This window comes from Oligoflexus sp. (assembly GCF_035638955.1).
Classification (GTDB): Bacteria; Bdellovibrionota_B; Oligoflexia; order Oligoflexales; family Oligoflexaceae; genus Oligoflexus.
In genome coordinates, this window is sequence record NZ_DASQYZ010000488.1 from 15,117 (window position 1) to 36,570 (window position 21,454).

A 21,454-nucleotide genomic window follows, 5' to 3' on the forward strand; every position below is an offset into this window, starting at 1 on the left:
CCTGTCCCTCGTTTTGGATCACCAGACTAGTCTAATACCGGAAAAACGTCCAGCAAGACGTCCTCACCAAATTTATCCTGCAAGTCGCGTTTGACGCCATTCATTAGGGTCAATCGCGACGAGGGACATCCCTCACAGCCACCACCTAGACGTATTGTGGCAGTGCCGTCCTGATAGGCTTCCAGACGGGCAAAGCCGGAATGGAGAGCCAGCATCTCAGACACGGGACCTTCCAGATAAATTGCGATCTGATGAGCCATTCCCTCAAATCGATCCGAGGTGAAGGGTTCCAGGAGACGACCCGACGTATCCATGCCCAGAAGTTCTTTCATGGCCGCCAGGACCTCGTCCTCGCTGGAACCTTCCGTGATACGCCCGGATGGCTCATGCAAGGCGCGCCAATGGCCAGGAGTTTCCTGATCAACTGTTACAGCCGGAAGTGACATCGTCATGAGAATATCCTCGATCAAAAGACAAATCAGGGGTCGGCAATCCGCCGTTTTATCATACCTTATCTACACCAGCCATCGGCATGGATCAAGGAGACTCTCAAGGATAAAGACTTTTTGAGGCTGAGCCACTCAGCTATAAAGGAAGTTTCAACACTGACCAGGAGACGATCCGATGCGTGCTGAATCCCGCCAATTCGCTGCTATTGTTTTGGCTGCAGGCAAGGGAACCCGAATGAAAAGCCAGCTGCCCAAAGTTTTGCATCCCTTGGCTGGCGTACCGATGGTGGGACGGGTCCTATCCACCTTAAATAGCATTGGCATTCATGATATTTGCGCCGTGATCGGCGGTGAATTGGATCAACTCAGCGCCTGCCTGGAAAACTATCAGCCTTTGACCCTGACCGTTCAAACGGATCGGCTTGGAACGGGGGAAGCCGTCGCATGTGCGGGATTTGGTTTTAACAATACGCAGATCCCCTCTTATGCCAAAGGCTATTGGTGGAGCGGCGGCAAGCTGGACTGCACTCACGTTTTGATTTGCGCCGGAGACACGCCGGCCCTGGATGGGCAGGTCCTGCGTTCCTTTCTGGATTCCTGTCAATCGAAAGGGAGTCGGCTCGCGGTCCTTGCCATGCGCCATCCCCAGCCACGAGGTTACGGCCGCATCCTGATGAACGATCAGGGTCAGCTGCAGGGCATCGTCGAGGAAAAGGATGCCACCGCCACCGAAAAAAAGATTGAAATCTGCAATTCGGGAGTGATCTTTGCGGAAAAGGATCTGCTGTTTTCCCTGCTGGGGCAGCTGACCACGGCCAACGCGCAGAAGGAATATTATCTGACCGATTGCTTTGCCCTGGCGCGCAAGCAAAACATTGGTGCTGACGTTTGGGTGACGGATCACTATGAAGCCTTTGACGGCATCAACGACCGACGACAACTGGCTGATTTGGAACAAAGAATTTTACGCCGTATCCGCGAAAACTGGATGCTGGCGGGCGTGACCTTTCAGATGGCGGACAGCTGTTATATTGAGGAAAGTGTACTGATTGGCGAAGATGCACGGATTGGACCGCACTGCACTCTGCTCGGACGCACGCGGATTGGAAAATCGTGTGAGATCGGTAGCCATGTTTGCCTGAAAGATGTAATCATTCCTGATGGCACGAAGGTTCCATCCGGGACCATCCAATCCTCCACCACTGCTTCCTGACCCTGTTTGAGGAGTCCTTAGAATGTGCGGAATTATAGGTTATATCGGCTCGCGGAGCTGTTTGGACATCGTTTTTGATGGATTGAAGCGTCTGGAATATCGCGGTTATGATTCCGCCGGTATTGCCGTGTTGCACGAAAGCCACATCTCCATCACCAAGGAAGCAGGCAAGATCGACAACCTGAAGGCATCCCTTTCACAGCTGCCTGCTCTTGCCCAAATCGGGATTGGTCACACGCGTTGGGCCACCCATGGCACACCCACTAAGGCCAATGCCCATCCGCACGCTTCCGATCGTCTGGCTCTGATTCACAACGGTATCATCGAAAATTACCGGCAACTGAAGCAGGAACTCCAGGACAAGGGCGTTGCCTTCCGCTCGGATACGGACACCGAGGTCGTCGCGCACCTTTTGGGTCAGGAAATTAAGCAAGGCACGCACCCGCGTGAAGCTTTGATGCGGGTGATCAAGCGTCTCGAAGGGGCTTTTTCCCTGGCTCTGATCACCGACCAGGATGATCAGCACATCTATCTTGCCAAGCAGGGATCCCCTTTGGTGATTGGTCTGGGCCAGAACGAAAATTTCTTTGGCAGCGACATCACAGCGTTTGTCAGCTTTACCCAGAAAGCTGTGTTCCTGCACGATGGTGAGTGCGCATCCGTGGGCAGGAGCGAAGTCAAACTTTGGAACCGTCAGGGCGAAGAGCTGCCGCTCAAGACCACCTTTATTCAGTGGTCGCCTGGCAGCGCCGATAAGCAAGGCTATCGGCACTACATGTTGAAAGAAATCCATGAGCAGCCGCGCGTCATTTCCAAAACGATACAGGCTTTTGCCCCACAAGGCGCGTTCGATCATGAAGCTCTGGGCTTGAATAGCATTCAGCTGGAAAAAGTGAAGAGCATTCACATTGTGGCCTGCGGCACGGCTTACCTTGCCGGCATGGTTGCCAAGTATTTTATGGAGCCAGCGCTGGGAATTCCCGTCAACGTCGAGCTGGCGAGCGAATTCCGTTATCGGGAACCTTTGCTCCTCGGTGAAGGCCAGACCCTCGTGATGGCGATCTCGCAATCGGGTGAAACCGCCGATACACTCGCGTCCATCAAGCTGGCAAAAGACAAAGGCTGTCAGATCTTTAGCATCTGCAACGTTGCCTACTCCACGATTCACCGGGAAAGTCATAGCAGTATTCTCATGCATGCCGGTCCGGAAATAGGCGTGGCTTCCACCAAGGCGTTTACCTCGCAGGTGCTGTGCGCATATCTGTGGTGTATGGCCGCTGCGGAAAAATTGGGCCGTTTGACTCCAAAGGACAAGGAAGCTCAGCTCCAGGAGCTGAAGAGTTTGCCGCTTTATATGGATCAGGCCCTGAATGCCGAGGAATACATTGCGGAACTGGCGACCAGTCTCTACGAATACCCGAACTTTTTATTCGTCGGCCGCGGTCCCAATTGGATCATTGCTCTGGAAGGCGCGCTGAAGCTGAAAGAGATTTCTTATATCCATGCGGAAGGTTATGCGGCTGGGGAATTGAAACACGGACCGATTGCCTTAGTCGACAAGCACATGCCGATCGTTTGCATTGCCCCCCACGATTCGTATTATGAAAAAACCCTAAGCAACATCGAAGAAATTCGGGCCCGGGAAGGGCTTGTGATTGGCATCGGCGACGAAAAGGACACCCGTTTGCGCGCCCTAAGCCAGATGTATATTCCTTCGCCTAAAATGAATAACCCTTATTTCCAGGCTATTCTGACAACTGTTGCCGTTCAGTTCCTGGCCTACTATATTGCCATCAAGCGAGGGACCGATGTGGATCAGCCACGCAACCTTGCCAAATCTGTGACCGTTGAGTGAGTGAATGAGCGTTCTTCTCGAGTCCTTGAATCAAGTCCAAAAAACGGCCTGTCTCCATCGGGACGGGCCTTTGGTCGTTTTCGCCGGAGCTGGCAGCGGCAAAACCCGCATTATCACCACGCGCATTGCGTGGCTGATTGAGCAGGGTGTGCTGCCCTGGGAAATCCTGGCGGTAACTTTTACCAACAAGGCCGCCGAGGAGATGAAACATCGGGCCGAGGCTCTGACGCCGGAAGCCCGGCGTTGCCTGGTCACAACCTTTCACTCCGCCTGCGCCCGCTGGCTGCGTGAATTCGCAACCGAGCTGGGCTTTGATTCCAACTTCAGCATTTATGATGATGCCGATAGCAGCAAGGCCCTGAAAAACATTCTGAAGGAAATGGTGCCCAAGGGTGATCTGCCGACCCTGGTGAACGAGATGAAAAGCTTTATTCATCGTGCTAAGACGGCAGGACTGTTTCCCAACGAAGCGGAACAACTGGCCATCAACACAGCCAACCCGATTCCTGCCGGAGCTGTCCAGGTTTATCGGCAATACCAGGAGTATCTGCAGCATAGTAATGCCATGGACTTCGACGATCTTTTGATGAACCTGCTTCTGCTCTTACGTACCAACAAAAAAGTACGCGGTATTTTGAGCCAACGTTACCGCTACATTATGGTCGATGAGTTTCAGGACACCAATCGCACCCAGTTTGAAATCATCCAGATTCTGTCGGAACAGCACAGAAATCTGATGGTGGTGGGTGATGATGATCAGTCCATCTACAGCTGGCGGGGCGCGACGCCATCGAACATCATTGATTTCCATCAGACCTATCAAGAGGCTAAACGCATAGCTTTGGAGCAGAATTACCGGTGTACCGGCAACATTGTGAATGCTGCCAGCAAACTGGTCGCTCAAAACAAACGGCGCGCTCCCAAAACACTTTTCACCGAAGCGGATGCCGGTGACCTCATAGAGGTGCACCTCGAATCAGACGGCGAAATGGAAGCCTACTGGATTGCCGATCGCATCCAGGCCGAAAGGCGTCAGTTTCAGTATGATGACATCGCCATCTTCTATCGCACCAACAGTCAATCGCGTTCCCTCGAAGAAGCGTTGCGACGCAACAGGATCCCTTACACGATTTTCGGCGCTGTAGAATTCTATGAGCGTCTGGAAATCAAAGATATGCTGGCTTATCTGCGTCTTCTGCTCAACGACAGTGACAACATGAGCTTTCTGCGGGCGATCAACGTCCCCACAAGGGGCATTGGTGACAAAGCCGTGGATCAGATCGGACAGTATGCGCGGGCCAACAATCTGACCCTGATGCAGGCCAGTCGCATGCTGGCGACCACGCCCAAGGTGGGCCCTAAACTGAAATATTTTGTCGATCTGATTGCGGCACTGCGTATCGATATTCTGCAGGCCCCACTCAAGGACGCGATTAAAATCCTGCTCGAGGCTCTGGAATATCCGGATTATCTGAAGAAAAAGTATCCTGATCAGTATCTCGATAAGATCGATAACATTCAGGAATTGGCGGCCGCGCTGGCGGAATTTCAGAAGAAAAATCCGGAAGCCAGGCTTGACGAGTGGATGCAGACGGTCTCGCTCGTCCGTGACGATCCCGAAAATGATCAGGAGATCATCGGCGTTTCCATGATGACCCTGCATATGGCCAAGGGCTTGGAATTTCCGCGAGTCTATATCGCCGGCCTCGAGGATGGTCTTTTGCCGCACAAGAATAGCGTCGACGATCACAGCATGGTGGAGGAGGAGCGACGGCTTCTCTATGTTGGCATCACCCGGGCCAAGGTGAAGCTATCTCTGACCTGCGTCAAGCGTCGACGCAGCTACAACACCGAAAGCATGAATCCACCGTCCCGCTTTCTACAGGAAATTCCAAAAGAATATGTGAAATTTTCACAGAAAGCGGAAGAAGCTTTCAACCCGCAGCCTGCGGCCAGCGCTTATTCCTATGATTACGAAGATAGCGGCGACCCCATCCTCAAGGGCAGCCGGGTCTTTCACCCGACTTACGGCCACGGGGTTGTGGAAGGTTTCGATCAGCACCTCGGCCAGAACAAAGCCATCGTCCGCTTTCGCGAATTTGGTTTTCGCAAAATCCGCCCCAGCCAGCTGCAAAGTCTTGGAGAGCAGGACTGATCCGTGGGGGCATACGCCCCTTTCCCCCTTTATGGTATAATAGTTTCATCGTATGAAATCCCGAGGTCACTCATGGGCGTTCGCATCGTCTTTTGCCTGACGCTGACTGTGCTGGTTATCGGCACGTTGCGCGGCGAAGTTTCGATCATGGATTATTTCAAGCTTCGAAAAAGCCTAAGTATTCTGGAAGGAACTGTGGAAAAGCTCAAAACCGACAATCTGGAATTGAGCGAGGAAATTCGCAAAATCAAAAGTTCGCCGGCTTACGCGCGGAAAGTCCTGCGCGATAAATATCATGTCACAGACGCGAACGAGAAGATTATCTTCTTCGCCGATTGAACGGAGGTCCGAATATGCAAAAGTTTGCGCTTGCACTGGGTTCCGCCTGGCTTTTGACGGCTTGCGGGAGCAACAACTTCAACGCCTTCTTTAACAGCAAAGAGCAGGACCAGGCTCAGGACCAGCTGCGTATTCGGGCTCAATATGAGTACGATCAAGGCAACAACGACAAGGCCTTGGAAATCACTGACGATATTCTGAAAATGAATCCCTATGAAGAAAAAACCCTAGTCCTGCGTTCCTACGCTTATCTGGGCAAGGCCGGGCTGGACGCGTTCAGTCTTTCCAAAAACCTGATCAATCAGTCCGATAACAAGGATACGACCACATCCAGCGGTGATGCCACCTCCGATAACCTGAACTCTTTGGCTTCGGTGATTGGTCTAAGTTCCGCGGATTTTGATGAGCTGGGTGCCAAGGACTCCACCACAGAGACCACGATTTATATTCCCAAATCACGGACGGACGCCCGGGAATCTCTGAGCGACATCATCCAAAACATCGGACTTGCGGTGCAAACTCTGTGTCCTATCATCCAGGCTGGCGAGGCCAAGAATGCCACCAATGATCCAAGGCATGATTGTGTGAGCAGTCCCCAGGCTGTGCAAGGTCGCGCCCAGTCACACTTCGCCTGGGCCCTCGCGCATTTGGGCGAAGCCATCGCGTTTTATTCTGTGGTTCTTTATGATGATGGAGCGGTAGGGACAGATGGCAAGGCCTTGGGCGCCAACCTTCAGCGCGTTTCCTCAAAACTGAATCCAACCGGTGATGTCGGTAAGTTCCTGACCGACCTGACCGTTCTGACCAACGCAATTAATAAGATCTTTCCAACTGGAACCACAGAGGCGGCCGATTCCATGCTGAACGCCATGTTCAACAACATGAAGGTGACCAGCCTGGCGTTTTCTTCGATGGGTGGCGTGCCGGATTCCGTGACCAAATCGATTGATGAGTCGATCGCCAACCTGGAAACCAAGGTTTCCAAGGTTTCATCGACGACCGATAGCAGTGCAACTTCGGATGCTGCCAAGCAGAACGCCGCGATACGCAATGCGTTAACGACTTCCGTTGCCACGGACCTTAATGCCAAGATTGCCAAATTGGATGGAACACAGAAGCAGCAAGCCTGTGATCTTTATAAGTCGATCAACTCAGATCCAAGCAAAAAACCTGCGGGCTGCTGAACGCTTCGCGTGAGACAAGGCTAACCACCAACAAAAAAGCCGGGGAAACCCGGCTTTTTTTTGTCTACAGTTCGTCTTCGTCACCCACACCGCGTCCGGTCTTTTTCATTCGCTCCAGCTGCTCTTTGTATTTCACACTGTGGCGACACCAGGGGCGTACTTCCAGACGACGTTTGGGAATCGGTTCACCGGTTCCTTCACAGAATCCGTATTCGCCGGTCTTAATCTTTTCCAGCGCATGATCGATTTCACCAAGCAGCTTCCGGTCACGATCCAGAAGTTTGAATGTTAAATTCTGTTCGGTGGTGGCCGAAGCCAAATCCACTTCGTCCAGCATTTCATTCTTATCCAGCTCAATATTTCCAGCTTTCACGAGCTGAGCGGATTTGTGCAGGAGTTTGCCTCGTTCTTCCAGTAACAAGGCACGGAAGCGTTCGAGCTCCTCTCGTGACAGGAATTCGTGATTGTCTATTGGGTCGTGCGTGGCCATTCACATCATTCCTTCTTCTGAGCGGTCAAAGTCGATGTCTTCTACCGAAGCCCAAACTAGATAACAAATAGTAATTTCTTTGATTCAGGAATTCAAGACATTAGCACAGGTTCGGCGCTTCCGGGAAGAGTGAACCCTGATCTTTTTGTTCCAGATAACCCTTCAATTCATCGAGTATCGTCAACGCCTGTATTGGCGTGGTCTTAAGGATATTCGTGCGTTCCAGCCGTTCCAGAATACGCTGCAGAGCGATGCCATGGACGCCTACAGGCGGTGCCTTCTCAGGCACAAAGCCGAGCTCCAACGGCGGCAGGGACGAGGCTTTCGTGTCAGAGAGGCGCTTTTTAGGCGTTTCCTTCTCGGTCCAAAGCTCCGGTTCTGTCATCAGTTGTCGCGCTCGTGCAATAATACTAGCAGGAATTCCAGCTATTTTAGCCACATCAATCCCAAATGAGCTACCACTGGCACCATCAATCAATCGATGCGTGAAGCAGATCGCATCATCCTCTTCCTGAACTTCCACCTGAGCTATTCTCAGGCTCGGAAATTCTGCGGAAAACGGTACCAGCTCATGGTAGTGGGTTGCAAACAAAGTATAACAATTCACCTTCTTTGCAATATGCTCGAGGATAGCAGCCGCAATGGCCAGACCATCCTGCGTCGAAGTTCCACGACCAACCTCATCCAAAATGACGAGACTACGATCGGTGGCCTGCCTCAGAATTGTCGCGGCTTCCGACATCTCAACCATAAATGTTGATTGTCCGCGTGACAGATCATCCGCAGCACCCACCCGGGTAAATATTCTATCAAAGAGCGGCAAACTAGCTTCAGCAGCCGGTACAAAACTGCCGATTTGATGCAAAATCGCTGCCAATGCCGTCTGCCGCATGACCGTCGATTTACCAGCCATGTTGGGCCCGGTAATCAGCATCTGCCTCTGCTGATTCGCCAGCAGGACATCGTTCGGCATGAAGGCCTGGGACCCAACCCAGCGTTCTACAACAGGATGACGACAGGCTTTTAAACGGAGAGTGCCATCTTTCGCCATTTTTGGTCGTACATAATTATCCTGAAGGGCCTTCCGTGCAAAGCTTTGATACACATCAAGTCGCGCCAAACCCTCGGCTATGGCTCGTAATTTTTCCTGCTCCACTGCGAGTCTTTGCAAAAATTCCTGATAGAGTTTTTGCTCGCAATGAACAGCTTCTTCAGTCGCCGCAGCCAGGGTTTCACCAAGAGCTTCCAGCTCCAGGGTGACGAATCTCTCGTTGTTTACCATAGTCTGTCGACGAATAAAACCCGTAGGAACCTTGGCTAGATTGGCCTTGGTGATTTCAATCAAAAGCCCGTAGGATTTGTGTTCTTTAATTTTAAGACTGCTGATCCCGGTTTCCTGCCTGAGTTTCTGCTCATACGCATCGATCTGCTCCTGGCCATGGCGGGACAAGCCACGCAGTCGATCGAATTCAGCGTCGTATCCTTCCACGAACACGTCCAAACTTCCCAGCGCTGCTGGGATCGGGGCCAAGGCTGCCTCCATGTCCCGGGTGAACGCTGCGGCTGCTTCCAGACGGTTCTTGATATCACTCCATTCCAGTCCCTGCAGCTGGCCCACGATATCCGCAAGCTGCAGACTGGCTTCCAAACTTTTTTGAATCTGCAAAAGATCGGGCGGCTGAGCCTTGCCGGCCAGCACACGGGTGGTGAGCCGATCCAGATCACTGCAGGATTTCAAAAGGGTTTGCATGACGCCTAAGGTTTCCGCACCCGCCTGCAAAAGATTTTGTACAGCCTCCTGACGTTCATGAATCATGACTGGATTCAAAAACGGCCGCGCAAGGTCATGGCGCAAAAGCCGAGCACCCATGGGGGTACGGGTCGCATTGATTTCCTTGAAAAGACTACCTTCGGTATCACGCCGACGGGCCGTTTCAAAAAGCTCCAGATCACGACGCACGGTTTCGTCGAGTTGCATGCGATCGGCTTCACGGAGCGGACGGATGACCAGAAATTGCAGGGTTCTTTTATGCAGATCATGCAGATACTGGAGCACCGCTGCGACCAGGGCCTCTCCACCTGTCACCGCACCACACGGCAGGTTATGCAGATCCGTGCAGGCAAATTGATCTTCGATCAGTTTTTGCTGACCAGCCTTATCGCGAAGCAAAGCTTCGGAAAGTTGGCCAAAACTTACAGGTCCACGGGCCATATAATTGCGGATGCGTTCTTTCAATTCATCCTGCAGAAAGCGTCGGCACACGATTTCCTTGGGCTGCAAAATATCAAGCCAGCCGCTTAAATCCTCGGGTTGAATCACACCCAAACGAAATTCACCGGTGGAAATATCCAGGGCCGCCAGTGACCACTGTTTGTCACTTGGATTTTCGTGAACAGCCACCAGATAGTTGGGCTGATCCGCTTCCAGACCTTCCAGTTCGTCGATCGATCCAGGGGTCATCACCTGGGAAATATCCCGACGAACCAGACCTTTTGCCTCCGCAGGATCTTCCATTTGGTCGGCAATGGCCACGCGGTAGCCCAGCTTGAGCAGCTTCAGCCAGTATCCTTTAACGGAATGATGCGGCACACCACAGAAGGGTATGCGCTGTTTGTCGCCACGTTCCCGACTGGTTAAAACAAGGTCCAAAACTGGAGCGACCTCTTCCGCGTCCTCACCAAATACCTCGTAAAAATCACCCATCCGGAAAAACAGGATGGCATCCGCTGCTTTTTGCTTCAGTTCAAAGACCTGACGCATCATGGGCGTCAGTTGTTGCAACTCTTCAGCGGTGATATTCAGCATGCATGATCCTTTCCAGGGCGAACAGCCGAAGCCAGGGTATAGAATTCAAAATCAACATGTTTAAAAAAAGCTGCCAGCTCGCTCAGGGTGTGTCCGGTGGTGACAACGTCATCCACAATCAGCACTTTCAACCTGGCGCTCCGTAAAGGAGTCGGCGTATGCGGCTCAAAATACGAAGCATCATAAATTTTTTGGTGGCTTCTGAATACCCCTCGTCGCTGCGAATGATCCCGCAAAGCCTGTTTGTACCAACGAAAGCTCAGTGACCGAGGGGGTGGGCAGACCAAAAGACCGGCAGCATCGGCGAGTCCCTGCGCCAGCATCATGGCCAAATCCAAACTTCCGCGCCAACGGCTCCAGAGACTGGATGGAGCCGGCATGATGACATCGCATTGGCCCAATCGTTCCTGCAAAGATTCACAGGTCAAGCTACGTCGCACCAGCGCCGGACCCAGGCGTCGAAAACCCTGACTTTTACAGGCCAGGATACTCTCCCGACAAACGCCGCGATAGGCATAGGAACTCAAAATTGGTACGTCCGTCGAGTGCAATTTACCAAAACGTCTCGAACCTTGCAGCTGCGCCTCCAAAAAGCCAGCCTCGCATACGTCACAAAAATCCCGCCGACAGGCCCGAAAGCACAGCACACAAAATCCCATACCGTCTCCGCAGCAAAAGCCTCTCGTCCGCGACCACGACTGCTTCATGTCGGCTCCCATGCGCGCGCCACGTCAACGACCGCCCCACGTCGGCTTCCATGCGCGCGCCCCTTGTCAATTCCCTAACGAATCGCGCGCCCCTCGTCCAAGGACATTCATTCGTGATGATAAGGTGTCCCGCGCAGAATACTGGCAGCGCGGTAGATTTGTTCCCAGACCATGACCCAGGCCAGGTCACTCGGAAAAACGCCTTTCGAAAGGCGCCAGACAAAATCCGCCTGCTGGCGCAATTCATCTGAAATGCCATAAGGACCACCGATCACAAAAGTCAGCGATTTGGTATGACCCAGGTCCATTTTGCTTTGAATAAATTGGGCGAGTTCAGGCGAGGTGAGATCCTTGCCACGCTCATCAAGAACCACAACCGCCTGGTGCGGATCACCCGACATCCCAAGCTTGCTCTGCAGTTCCTTACCGGCCCTTTCGGATCCGGCGGCGCGTACAATATGTTCCTCAATCTTCCAAATGGGCTTGAGGCGTTTGGCGAACATTTCCGCCAGCTCTTCATAAGCCGCATGAGCCGGCTTGCCCACTTTGATGATCTGGATCTTCATAAACTATCAGTCAAAAAAGGTGGTATCGGCATCCGGCCAGAGCCGTTCCAGAGCATAATAATCACGGATCGAATCCAGAAAGATGTGCACCATGGTATGACCATAATCCATCAGAATCCAATGACCCGTCTGCTTGCCCTCAATCGCCAAAGGTTTGCCAGCTTTCTTTTCGCGCAGCACTTCCTCTATATGTCCGGCAATGGCCTGCGTCTGGCGTTCATTGCTGCCCGAGCAGATCACCTGATAATCACAAAGGCTCGACTTGCCTTCGATCCTTTGCACAGCAATTCGCGTGGCCTTTTTATCGCCCGCGGCATTTGCGATCAGCTTGATAATTTCCTTGGATTCCATTCTGGCCTCTCACTTTCTATAAATCCCGTGCCGCTGTATATAACCGGCAACTTCGGGAACCAACCAGTCTTTTTTCTGTAAAGAACTGGGATCTTTTCGTAAATCACGGCTGGCGGCATCGGAAACACTGCCAGGCAAAAGGTAAACACAGGTTCCAGTTTCCTGCCAACGCCAATGCTCAGGTCCCAGCTCATCCAGGTACCATCCGAGCTTCGATGCCAGCGTTTGTAACGCTTCGGTCAGGGTCTGGCCTTCGCCTCGACTGACCACCACCAGATCCGCCATCCGCAAAATTTCCGAGGGCTCGCGCCACGTAGAAAACTGCTCCAGCTGGTCCTGTCCGATGAGCAAAGCCCAGCGTTCACCCGGAAAATTCTGCTGGCAATGCCCCAAGGTCTGCACCGTATAGTTGGGTGCCGGCAACCTCGCCTCCAAATCAGTCAGTTGTGCCGTACCGCTCGTCATCGCCTCGGCAAAATTCAACTGACACATGTCCCGACGCTGTTCAAAGGAGGCGCCGGGTGCCTTATGCTGCTGACCAGCTCCTGCCGGTGCCGGTGCCACTGAAATCCAAACCTGGCTGTTTGGAAACAAGGCGCGCACACGCTCCACCACCCTTTGATGTCCAATATGGGGTGGATCAAACGTACCGCCGTAAAAAATTACCGACGGCACCGCATGCGACTTCGCTTCAGATGCCAAAATCCTGATCCTCGCTGGCACGCGACATCCACACATAGCCTTCGTCTTCAGCACGCTTCGGAGCGGATGGCGTCTCGACCACTTCCACCTTTTGCTTTTCTTCCAGCACCAGATTCCATACGCGCCGCTTGAAATCCATGACGCCATCATGGGCCACTGCGGAGAGACGCAGAACTTCGAGTCCGCGTTCTTTCAAAGGCGCTTCCACGTCTTCCCAGTCGAAATCCTCAGGAGCAATATCGGACTTGGTCAAGGCGATGAGATGCTTTTTATTGGCCAGGCTTTCGCTGAACGAGCGCAGTTCATTTTCGAGCGTGATATACGCATCCAGAACCGGCATTTCATCCAGAGCAAAGGGATCGATCACATAAACGACCACCTTGGTTCGTTCCAGGTGGCGCAAAAATTCATGACCCAATCCTTTGCCTTCGCTCGCCCCTTCAATCAATCCAGGGATATCAGCGGCCACAAAACTCGCGTTGCCCCATTCATCCGTATCGGGAACGGTGACCACACCGAGTTGAGGAATCAAAGTGGTAAAAGGATAATCGGCGATCTTGGGACGCGCGGCACTGATACTACTGAGCAGCGTGGATTTCCCTGCATTGGGAAAACCAGCAAAACCCACATCGGCGATCAGCTTCAATTCCAATCGCAATTCCAATTCAACGCCTTCACCGCCGCTGGTACTCTCATGCGGAGCCTGATGCGTTGCAGAAAGAAAGCGCATATTACCAAGACCGCGTTTGCCGCCTTGGGCGAGACAAATACGTTGTCCGTCTTCCAGCACTTCAGCGATCATCTTGCCGGTATCACGGTCATAGACCTGCGTGCCGACCGGTACTGGAATCTCCAGATCTTCGCCATTGCGTCCGGTACAGCCATTGGCTGAACCCTTCACACCGTGTTCAGCTATATAGCGACGACGATAGTAAAGACCACTCAAGCTGTTGAGCTGTTCACGACCGACCAGGTAAACGCTGCCGCCGAAGCCGCCATCGCCACCATCGGGACCAAGTTTGGGAGCATTCTTGGCCGCCTTGAAGCTGACCATACCAGCTCCACCATCGCCAGAACGCACGGTTATCTCTGTTTCATCAACGAATGCCACAACTTGGCCCTCCGGATAAGGGGGATCTTTTCAGGCTTGATTCCAATTGCAGGCTTGAGGTGGGGATAAATCAACAACCCTGCTCTGGCTCGTGCTTATACCGCTGAAGCCGAGAGAGGTCAAATTCGAACGTGTCAGAAGGTGAGAATCTTGAAATAACACGTTCGAATTTCGATTTGTCTCAGACTGGAACTACGCTGATCTTCTTACGCTTGGAAGTCGTGCTGAATTCCACTTTTCCGTCCACGAGAGCGAAGAGAGTATAGTCTTTGCCAGTTCCCACGTTGTTACCAGCATGGAATGTGCTGCCAACTTGGCGGACAATAATGCTGCCCGCAGTGATGCTTTCACCACCATAAACTTTGACGCCGCGATACTGAGGATTGGAGTCGCGGCCGTTCTTTGTACTACCGCCAGCTTTCTTGTGAGCCATGCTAGTTTACTCCTTGTTAGGGTCGCTTAGGATTTGATGCCGCTGATTTCAAGAACCGTGATCGGTTGCTTGTGACCACGCGTGCGCTTGTAGTCTTTACGGCGCTTGAATTTGCCGATCAGGACTTTAGGGCTATGAGTCTGGGTTTTCACCACAGCTTCAATGCTCGCGCCGCTAACGAAAGGAGCTCCAACGCTAGTTTTGTCGCCTCCAACCAGCAAAATGTTCGAGAAGCTGATTTTATCGCCCTCTTTTTTGCCTTCAAGAAAGTCGACGGTAATTTGATCGCCTTGGCTAACGCGGTACTGGTGGCCGCCGGCTTGGAAAACGGCAAACATGAATATCTCCTTCCGATTCATCCGGGTTTAAACCACCCGAAAAGGTCTATCTATCGTGCTTAAACCTATTCAAAGGAATAGGGTTCTAGCGAGCTGAGGCTAGAGAGCGTCACATAATCTTAAATCAGCCCCTCGCTGTCAATAACAATTCACCTGAAATCCGCATGCTCAAAGCCCGCGACGCGCGTTTCACCAGGCAAATAGCGCCGTCTAAAAGGCTATATCTGCCGAGTCCGGAGAATTTCCGAGCGCTAACCTATGAATTTGAGTGGTTCGTATTTATGGCACGGTACGTGCTGGTAAGTCATGAGAGAGCCAAACTGGTGTATCGGCATTCGAGAAGGAAACTTGAGTCGTGACAAATATCAACAACAATGGTTTCACGAAAAGCTCACGTGGGTCAGACAATGTGACGGTTGTCGACCCTAACCTCGGCAAATCGACGGCACCAAACGACCCTGCGCGTGCCCCATCGAAAAGTCGATTCGCCGAACATCTGGCATCCTCTGCGCCCAAGCCCAATGCGGCAACGCGCCCAACACCACAGCCGACCCGGGCTCACCAGCCGCGACCGGCCACGTCTGCCAAGGGATTGACAGCTCCCCAGGATCAGGTTTCCCCTCCTCCCTCGGGCCGAGCGCAACCACGTTCTGCAAGGAATAATAACAACCCGGCACCCTGGGAACGCGCGGCTCCACGCAGCATCGAGCCGGATTCGCCCCGTAGCCCTCAATCCAACGGTCCGGCGCGAACAGCAGCACCAGACGCGGGTGTCGAGACCGCACGAACCAAGGCTCCTCTCAAGCCGATGGCGCAGCCTATCCAGTCAACTCAAACACCAGCCTTGGCAGCACCGCAGGATGCCGCCCAGGAAGGCCTGACGGCGCCGACAGACGAAGCCATTCCCCTTGATTCTATCACAGCCGATTCCACCCCTTTGATGATGCCTTTGCAGACGCCCGAGACGGCTGAAGAGTGGCAACAAAGGCTGCAGGAAATGATAGCGGTTGACAGCCCGGAACTTTTTATGCAGCAAAGTCCAGCTTTGGCTCTGCTCGCCGGTCGCCTGGAATTTGTGGAGCCCTCACAACTCCCTGCCGCTGTGTCTCAAAGCCCGCTGCTGCAAGCCATTCTTGGCAATCCGCAAACTGCTGATGTTTTGCAAACAGCCTTGCCTCTTGATCAGAGTCTCCAGGTTCTGGGATTGGCTCCGATGTCCCCCTCGGCAAAAAATGCCGGCGCCGTGTCCATGACGGGAATCGAAGGGCAAATGCCCCAGCCTATGATGAAACTCGCCGATACTTTGGAAGCGCTTGGCTTTGAAACGAAGCGCATGATTCAGGAAGGCGATCTGCTCAAGGATAATATCAGTCTGGATGGATTGCAGTCCTATATGCAAAGAGCGGAACGTCTTCAGTCCACCTTGGGCCTGCCGGTTGAATGGCCCACCCTGTCGAACGCTCCGGCTGTACCTCAGCAACAAAAATCACCGGTTCAAACTCCTGTCATGCCTCAGGGTGTGGATCCGGCGCTTATGGCTCAACTTTCCCGCCTGGCGCCTCAAACCCAGGTTCCGATGGACACCATTCAACTCTGGTCACAAAATCCTGAGCGGCCTGAGATGATGCCTCTGACCGTGCTGGATGACGGCAAGCAGTCGCCGATCTTTCTGAATCCTAAGGATGCCGCCGTGGAAGCATGGGATCCCTTTTCCGGAACAGAATCCCCTTTAAATGTTGAGACCAACCCGCTGCCACCCACCATGGATGAAGTTCCTCTGGTGATGAATGTTTTGCATCGAGCCCCTACGGCCGCCCAGGATCCTTTCCTGGCCATGGCCCAACGCTGGAACACCGAAACACTGCAAACCCTGCGTCCCGAGGATTTTGTCCTGCGCGAGCGCAAGGAACCGCCATCCGATTCCACAGCCGCGTTTCAATCCCCACGATCTTTGGATGATCTTTTGAATTTTCAATTGCTTCAGGCGCCTGATTTCAATAACGCCATGGATACGGGATCACTGCCGACTCCAGACAATGCTTCCTTCGACATCAATTCCCTGCAGCTTTCCGTTCAGGATTTGGACACATCTGGAGGCGATCGAAGCGGTGATATGTCCGGCCGGCAGCAGGACCAGTCCTTTATGAATCAGGACACCAGCTCGATGTTCGCACCGACTCCTGGTTCCACCGCATCGAACAAAGCCTTTAGCGTGGAAACGGCGGCACCTCAGGCCCCTTCCGCACCGGTATCCCCCCAGCAGCTGCAGGATATTCTCGATAAATCATCCATGCTGATCAAAGATGGCGGCGGCTCGATACGCCTTGATCTGGGCAGCAAGGAAATGGGTTCGCTTGATCTCGCGCTTGAAATTCGTGATCAGACCGTCGAGCTGCGTATCGTGGCCCATTCGGAACAGGCCCGGGAAGCCTTGGTTCAGGAACTACCGAAGCTTCGTGAATCCTTGCAAAACCAAAACCTGAACCTCGAGAAAGTTGAAATCGGTTTGAGCTATGGCTCGTCGTGGTCGCAATCATCGGGCAACGGCCAGCAGAACCGTGAACAGTTTTTCGAGAATACCAGTGAAAGCAGCTCGCGCGGTCCCCAGGGCCTTCGCAGCACATCGCGCAGCTACCGCCAATCTTTAGCATCCGCTCCTGAAGCCCGTGTGCCCTTGCACAACGGCCTGATTCAAGTGAGGGTTTAATCGATGTCAACCGCATCCGTTCAAAACATGATAGCCCCGCCCGTTCCTCGCGGTAACATGCAGGACTTCAGTTCCGCGCAGGTCGAAGATCCCAGGGCTCCTGTGTCCACGGCCACGGATAAAACCGACTTTCGCACGCTGATCACCAATTCCATGGATGATGTGATCAAAGAACGCAAGGCCAAGGAGAACGGCGATCTTTCGTCGGCTAAAACCGATGCCGAGTTCTTGGAAAAACTATCTGACCAAACCAAGGAAAAGCGTGTTCCTAAAAATGAGCTGGGCAAGGATGACTTTCTCAAGCTGTTCGTCACCCAGCTGCAAAATCAGAACCCGCTGAATCCCGAAGCCGATACGGAAATGGCCGCCAAACTCGCTCAATTCAACGGCCTTGAGCAGATGCTGAACGTCAATAAATCCCTGGAAAAAATGCTCGCCGAACAGAACACTACACGCAACCTGCAACTCGTCAACTATGTGGGTCGCGATGTGATCGTTGATGGCGGACGGGTTCGCGTGGCCGAGGGCAAACCCACACCGACTGAATACAAGGTGGAAAATGATGCGGCTCAATCCGTTCTGGAGGTCCGCAACAGCAACGGTATTTTGGTCCATCAAATCGATTTGGGTCCTGTAATGGCCGGCACCCACTCCTTGAAGTGGGACGGCAAAACCAGCGAAGGCAAACCCATCCCGGACGGAACCTATACCCTGAGCATGACCGCGCGCAATCTGGATGGCAAACCCGTTCCGGTGAGTCTCACAAGTCGCGTGAAAGTGACAGGTATCGATATCAATAGCAAGGACGGTGGACTCTTCTCGGAATTTGGCAAAATCAAGTTTGAGCAAATCAAGTCTGTGGGTCTCAACGGCTATGATGCAAATATGGCCGACGTTCCCATCGTGTCTCCTCTGGCAACAGCGGAAGCTGAGGCTGCGGCTCCGGCTGCACCGGGAGCATCGCCTGCACCAGGAGCCAAGCCCGCTGCTGGACCGAATCCTGCGGCAGCAATCCGTGAGGCCCAGGCCATTCAAGCAGCTCAAGCGGCACAAACCTCGCCTCAAGCCAATGTCGGCGAGGATCTGGAACGCATGAAGGCCGAGGGCCGACTGAAACTGCCCGGCAAGGCCGATGAAGCCTCTGCCAAGGGCTCTCCCGCCGCTTCTGCGAAAAAATCCATTGACCAACGAAGGACCGCTTCCGCTAAACTGGATAAGGAATCCCCCGAAAAAGCCCCTCAATCCACACCGGCAACTGTTCAGGATCTGCCAGAGTCCACAGCTGCCGTGCCTTAATAGGCAGGAGCGGACGACATATGGTTCGGATCAGTTTTATACTCGCGCTTTCTCTGCTGCCGGCCTGCAAAACAAGCTCCGTATCCCAGGCAACTCTCGCCGCCGCGAAAGTTCCGGATATGGTGCAGGCCGCACCGGAAAAAGTCGACGCGCCTTTGGATAGCTGCCAAAATTTGAAAACGGATTGCCCCGCCGAGGAACGTAAACTTCCCTATCAATGTGTCGCCTATCGCCTGGCCGGAAAATTGCTTTGGCAAGAGGAGCGGGTTTATGCCTGGGGCACAAGTCTCTGCCAGGCCCGCCACAGCCTTCAGGTTGAGGCCTGTGCTCGCAAGCTGGAACCGACCGCTTTAGGCGATATTCATTGCGCTCCGGATTCGACAGCCGAGTCCTGTCCTGTTGTCCGTAAGAATTGCCCAGAGAAAGGTATCGCGTCCCGCTGCGTGGCCAAACGCTATAAAAATCAGGATATTCCCTGGAGTGAAAGGCCGATGGCATGGGGTACGAATGAATGCAAGGCGCGGGAATTGATGCTGGCTTCTGCTTGCCAGCGCGGCTTGAATCCCAATGATTTGGGAGATATTGCCTGTGAAGTCGATCCTGCACCAGGTGCCTGCCCCCCGACCGCACCGGTTTGCGATGAAACTGCAGGCGTGCCTACTGCCTGTCAGGTGAGCACGATCGGTGACATCACCTTGAAAAAGCCTTGGGTGGCTGAGGGAGCCACGGCCTGCGAAGCCCAATATCGGCTGAAGCAATTGGCCTGCCGCTTTGCAGATGGCGCAAAGAAGTTGACTCCCGAGCAGCTCGGAAGTATGGAATGTCGAAGTCTTATGGATCAGTAGTGACGGGAGATTATCATGCGTCGCATGTTTTGGATGATACTGCTTTGGTCAAACATCGTACTGGCTCAGGGCAAAGCTCTGATCGTTTTTGAGAAAGGCGAAGTTTCACCAGGTGTGGCCAGTTCCGTGGAAAAATCGGGCCAGGGTCAATATAAACTTAAAATTCCTGGCAAACCAGGCGTTCCCAGCGCGGACAAAATTCGCCAGCAACTTGAAAAAGAATTGAAAGCATTCCCCGGCCTCAAGGTCAGCACCCAGGCCGACCAGGTGATCATCAATTTCCAGGGCCCCGACACGCCCCTGCTTCAGGCTCTGTCGCGGATTGAGGTTCAACCCTGACTCGGGCCGGTTGCCGGCCCTTTCGATCCTTCAGCCAAGCACCTCGTAGGGTGACTCCTTCAACATGGAACTCCGCAATGTCGTCGGCTCCATCACCAGTTCAATATCATACTTTTCCTGCAGCACATTAAACAGCGGTCGCTCCTCATTCAGGAGCATATCCTGGACATCATCACGCACCCGCACACGGATCGACTTTTGCCCGGTACGGATATGAAACCGTTCCACATCGCGGACCATTTCATAGACCAGCGACTCCCGACTCTGCGTGCGTCCCCAGCCATCGCAATGGGCACAATCCGCAGTCAAAACCCGTTCGAGTGATTCCCGCGTGCGCTTGCGCGTCATCTGCACCAGACCCAGTTCATTGATGGCAAGCACATTGGTTCGCGACTTGTCCGCTTTCAACGCTTCCTGCAGAGCATCGTTGACCTTTTGCTGATCCGCGTAACTTTCCATATCGATAAAATCAATTACAATGATGCCACCCAGATTTCGAATCCGAAGTTGATGCACCACCTCTTCGATGGCCTCCAGATTGGTCTTGAGTATGGTGTCCTGGGCGTTCAAAGAACCAACAAATTTACCCGTATTCACATCAAAGGATGTCAAAGCTTCGGTCTGATCAATCACCAAATAACCACCCGACGGCAGCCAGACCTTACGAGACAAAGCCGTGGCGATTTCCATCTCCAATCCAAAGTGATCGAAAATCAAATCCGGTCCTTGGAAAAGCTTCAGTTTATCATGCGCGGACGGGATGGAATCCTGCAGAAAGTGCCGCAGCTGCTCATAAACCTGGACATCATCCACGACGATTTCCGCCACGTCATCGCTATAAAGATCACGCGTGGTTTTCAACACCAGATCCGGCTCCTGGTATAAAAGCGCCGGTGCCGAGGTTTTCACCCGCCGCTCCTGAACGCCTTCCCAGACTTTGAGCAGATAATCGAGATCCTTCTTCAAATGTTCCGGCGGCGCTTCCAAAGCTGCCGTTCGAATGATCAGACCCATTTCCGGCGGACGCATGGCTTCCACTTCAGCCAGCAACTTCTGCCGAACGGTTTCATCTTCAATGCGTCTGGAAATACCAAGGCTATTGAATTCCGGCATCAGAACCAGGTACCTTCCGGGAATCGTGGCCACCATCGTAACCCGGGGTCCTTTGGTGCCCAAGGGTTCCTTGGCGACCTGCACAATGATTTCCTGGCCTTCACGCAGCACCTTTTCAATGGGGGTGCGATTGTTGCTTTCGCGCGGGTCCTGGCCCTGGCTTTGACTTTTAACCGTGGCAATATAATCCGGATCGACCACGTCACCGCCATACAGAAAAGCGGAACGATCTGCGCCAATATTCACAAATGCGGACTGCATACCAGGCAGGACCCGACTGACCTTGGCTTTGTAGATGTTACCGACCATGCCGCGTTTGTGAGTTCGTTCCACATAAAGTTCGGCGAGACGATCCCCTTCAATAAGTCCGACGCGGGTTTCAGATACACTGCTGTTGATGATGAGACTTTTGGGCGTTTGGTTGCGCATATATCGTGTCTTCCCGAGGCCTAAGC

20 protein-coding genes are annotated in these 21,454 nt (G+C 53.2%); 9 read left to right on the plus strand and 11 right to left on the minus strand.

The window, feature by feature from the left end; all coding sequences use genetic code 11:
• Nucleotides 1–26: 26 nt before the first annotated feature.
• A complete protein-coding gene (locus tag VE954_RS39865; RefSeq protein WP_324963714.1) occupies nt 27–452 on the minus strand; it encodes a NifU family protein in 426 nt (141 codons plus the stop codon).
• A 172-nt stretch (nt 453–624) separates the two neighbouring features.
• Between VE954_RS39865 and VE954_RS39870 the strand changes: the two genes are divergently transcribed.
• From VE954_RS39870 to VE954_RS39890, 5 genes are all read left to right on the plus strand, one after another.
• A complete protein-coding gene (locus VE954_RS39870) occupies nt 625–1,662 on the plus strand; it encodes an NTP transferase domain-containing protein (protein ID WP_324963716.1) in 1,038 nt (345 codons plus the stop codon).
• A 22-nt stretch (nt 1,663–1,684) separates the two neighbouring features.
• The gene (gene glmS / locus VE954_RS39875; RefSeq protein ID WP_324963719.1) at nt 1,685–3,517 is read left to right on the plus strand and encodes a glutamine--fructose-6-phosphate transaminase (isomerizing); all 1,833 of its coding nucleotides are present in this window, start codon (nt 1,685–1,687) and stop codon (nt 3,515–3,517) included.
• Between the two features lie 4 nt (nt 3,518–3,521).
• Nucleotides 3,522–5,672: an ATP-dependent helicase gene (locus VE954_RS39880; RefSeq protein WP_324963721.1), complete on the plus strand. Its 2,151-nt coding sequence runs from the start codon at nt 3,522–3,524 to the stop codon at nt 5,670–5,672.
• A 72-nt stretch (nt 5,673–5,744) separates the two neighbouring features.
• Nucleotides 5,745–6,011 (plus strand): septum formation initiator family protein, encoded by a 267-nt coding sequence (locus tag VE954_RS39885; protein ID WP_324963723.1) that lies wholly within the window; start codon nt 5,745–5,747, stop codon nt 6,009–6,011.
• A gap of 14 nt (nt 6,012–6,025) precedes the next feature.
• Nucleotides 6,026–7,195: a hypothetical protein gene (locus VE954_RS39890; protein WP_324963725.1), complete on the plus strand. Its 1,170-nt coding sequence runs from the start codon at nt 6,026–6,028 to the stop codon at nt 7,193–7,195.
• A gap of 64 nt (nt 7,196–7,259) precedes the next feature.
• Here the strand turns inward: VE954_RS39890 and VE954_RS39895 are convergent, their stop codons facing one another.
• The 9 genes from VE954_RS39895 to rplU all read right to left on the minus strand — a co-directional run bounded on the left by VE954_RS39895 (nt 7,260) and on the right by rplU (nt 14,699).
• A complete protein-coding gene (locus VE954_RS39895; protein WP_324963726.1) occupies nt 7,260–7,685 on the minus strand; it encodes a TraR/DksA family transcriptional regulator in 426 nt (141 codons plus the stop codon).
• 100 nt (nt 7,686–7,785) lie between these two features.
• Nucleotides 7,786–10,491 carry a DNA mismatch repair protein MutS gene (gene mutS, locus VE954_RS39900; protein ID WP_324963728.1) on the minus strand — a complete coding sequence of 902 codons (2,706 nt, stop codon included), beginning with the start codon at nt 10,489–10,491 and terminating at the stop codon, nt 7,786–7,788.
• Complete coding sequence (locus VE954_RS39905; protein ID WP_324963730.1) at nt 10,485–11,150, minus strand: hypothetical protein; 666 nt, start codon at nt 11,148–11,150, stop codon at nt 10,485–10,487. Before VE954_RS39905 ends, mutS begins: the two co-directional genes overlap by 7 nt.
• A gap of 155 nt (nt 11,151–11,305) precedes the next feature.
• Nucleotides 11,306–11,764, minus strand: coding sequence for a 23S rRNA (pseudouridine(1915)-N(3))-methyltransferase RlmH (locus VE954_RS39910; RefSeq protein WP_324963732.1), 459 nt, complete (start codon nt 11,762–11,764; stop codon nt 11,306–11,308).
• 6 nt (nt 11,765–11,770) lie between these two features.
• Nucleotides 11,771–12,115 carry a ribosome silencing factor gene (rsfS, locus tag VE954_RS39915; RefSeq protein WP_324963734.1) on the minus strand — a complete coding sequence of 115 codons (345 nt, stop codon included), beginning with the start codon at nt 12,113–12,115 and terminating at the stop codon, nt 11,771–11,773.
• Between the two features lie 9 nt (nt 12,116–12,124).
• The gene (locus VE954_RS39920; protein WP_324963736.1) at nt 12,125–12,817 is read right to left on the minus strand and encodes a nicotinate-nicotinamide nucleotide adenylyltransferase; all 693 of its coding nucleotides are present in this window, start codon (nt 12,815–12,817) and stop codon (nt 12,125–12,127) included.
• Nucleotides 12,807–13,928 (minus strand): GTPase ObgE, encoded by a 1,122-nt coding sequence (obgE, locus tag VE954_RS39925; RefSeq protein WP_324963738.1) that lies wholly within the window; start codon nt 13,926–13,928, stop codon nt 12,807–12,809. Before obgE ends, VE954_RS39920 begins: the two co-directional genes overlap by 11 nt.
• A gap of 181 nt (nt 13,929–14,109) precedes the next feature.
• Nucleotides 14,110–14,361: a 50S ribosomal protein L27 gene (rpmA, locus tag VE954_RS39930; RefSeq protein ID WP_324963739.1), complete on the minus strand. Its 252-nt coding sequence runs from the start codon at nt 14,359–14,361 to the stop codon at nt 14,110–14,112.
• A gap of 26 nt (nt 14,362–14,387) precedes the next feature.
• Nucleotides 14,388–14,699: a 50S ribosomal protein L21 gene (gene rplU / locus VE954_RS39935; RefSeq protein WP_324963741.1), complete on the minus strand. Its 312-nt coding sequence runs from the start codon at nt 14,697–14,699 to the stop codon at nt 14,388–14,390.
• A gap of 355 nt (nt 14,700–15,054) precedes the next feature.
• Here rplU and VE954_RS39940 point away from each other — a divergent pair, with 355 nt between their 5' ends.
• Genes VE954_RS39940 through VE954_RS39955 form a run of 4 tightly spaced genes read left to right on the plus strand, consistent with a single transcriptional unit; the run spans nt 15,055 to nt 19,886 of the window.
• Nucleotides 15,055–17,406, plus strand: coding sequence for a flagellar hook-length control protein FliK (locus tag VE954_RS39940; protein ID WP_324963743.1), 2,352 nt, complete (start codon nt 15,055–15,057; stop codon nt 17,404–17,406).
• Between the two features lie 3 nt (nt 17,407–17,409).
• Nucleotides 17,410–18,702, plus strand: a complete 1,293-nt coding sequence (locus tag VE954_RS39945; protein WP_324963745.1) for a flagellar hook assembly protein FlgD — start codon at nt 17,410–17,412, stop codon at nt 18,700–18,702.
• A 20-nt stretch (nt 18,703–18,722) separates the two neighbouring features.
• A complete protein-coding gene (locus VE954_RS39950; RefSeq protein WP_324963747.1) occupies nt 18,723–19,547 on the plus strand; it encodes a hypothetical protein in 825 nt (274 codons plus the stop codon).
• A 15-nt stretch (nt 19,548–19,562) separates the two neighbouring features.
• Complete coding sequence (locus tag VE954_RS39955) at nt 19,563–19,886, plus strand: hypothetical protein (RefSeq protein WP_324963749.1); 324 nt, start codon at nt 19,563–19,565, stop codon at nt 19,884–19,886.
• Between the two features lie 30 nt (nt 19,887–19,916).
• On the opposite strand, the gene VE954_RS39960 is transcribed toward VE954_RS39955, so the two are convergent.
• Nucleotides 19,917–21,428, minus strand: a complete 1,512-nt coding sequence (locus VE954_RS39960; RefSeq protein ID WP_324963751.1) for an Rne/Rng family ribonuclease — start codon at nt 21,426–21,428, stop codon at nt 19,917–19,919.
• Nucleotides 21,429–21,454 lie beyond the last annotated feature (26 nt).

Bases quoted from the DNA above. Each gene is read 5' to 3' on its own strand.
- VE954_RS39905 (WP_324963730.1), bottom strand. From the start codon at position 11,150: ATGGGATTTTGTGTGCTGTGCTTTCGGGCCTGTCGGCGGGATTTTTGT.
- rsfS (WP_324963734.1), bottom strand. From the start codon at position 12,115: ATGGAATCCAAGGAAATTATCAAGCTGATCGCAAATGCCGCGGGCGAT.
- rpmA (WP_324963739.1), bottom strand. From the start codon at position 14,361: ATGGCTCACAAGAAAGCTGGCGGTAGTACAAAGAACGGCCGCGACTCC.
- VE954_RS39960 (WP_324963751.1), bottom strand. From the start codon at position 21,428: ATGCGCAACCAAACGCCCAAAAGTCTCATCATCAACAGCAGTGTATCT.
- VE954_RS39950 (WP_324963747.1), top strand. From the start codon at position 18,723: ATGGTTCGGATCAGTTTTATACTCGCGCTTTCTCTGCTGCCGGCCTGC.
- VE954_RS39895 (WP_324963726.1), bottom strand. From the start codon at position 7,685: ATGGCCACGCACGACCCAATAGACAATCACGAATTCCTGTCACGAGAG.
- VE954_RS39885 (WP_324963723.1), top strand. From the start codon at position 5,745: ATGGGCGTTCGCATCGTCTTTTGCCTGACGCTGACTGTGCTGGTTATC.
- VE954_RS39945 (WP_324963745.1), top strand. From the start codon at position 17,410: ATGTCAACCGCATCCGTTCAAAACATGATAGCCCCGCCCGTTCCTCGC.
- rplU (WP_324963741.1), bottom strand. From the start codon at position 14,699: ATGTTTGCCGTTTTCCAAGCCGGCGGCCACCAGTACCGCGTTAGCCAA.
- VE954_RS39880 (WP_324963721.1), top strand. From the start codon at position 3,522: ATGAGCGTTCTTCTCGAGTCCTTGAATCAAGTCCAAAAAACGGCCTGT.
- VE954_RS39865 (WP_324963714.1), bottom strand. From the start codon at position 452: ATGACGATGTCACTTCCGGCTGTAACAGTTGATCAGGAAACTCCTGGC.
- VE954_RS39955 (WP_324963749.1), top strand. From the start codon at position 19,563: ATGCGTCGCATGTTTTGGATGATACTGCTTTGGTCAAACATCGTACTG.
- mutS (WP_324963728.1), bottom strand. From the start codon at position 10,491: ATGCTGAATATCACCGCTGAAGAGTTGCAACAACTGACGCCCATGATG.
- VE954_RS39870 (WP_324963716.1), top strand. From the start codon at position 625: ATGCGTGCTGAATCCCGCCAATTCGCTGCTATTGTTTTGGCTGCAGGC.
- VE954_RS39890 (WP_324963725.1), top strand. From the start codon at position 6,026: ATGCAAAAGTTTGCGCTTGCACTGGGTTCCGCCTGGCTTTTGACGGCT.
- glmS (WP_324963719.1), top strand. From the start codon at position 1,685: ATGTGCGGAATTATAGGTTATATCGGCTCGCGGAGCTGTTTGGACATC.
- VE954_RS39910 (WP_324963732.1), bottom strand. From the start codon at position 11,764: ATGAAGATCCAGATCATCAAAGTGGGCAAGCCGGCTCATGCGGCTTAT.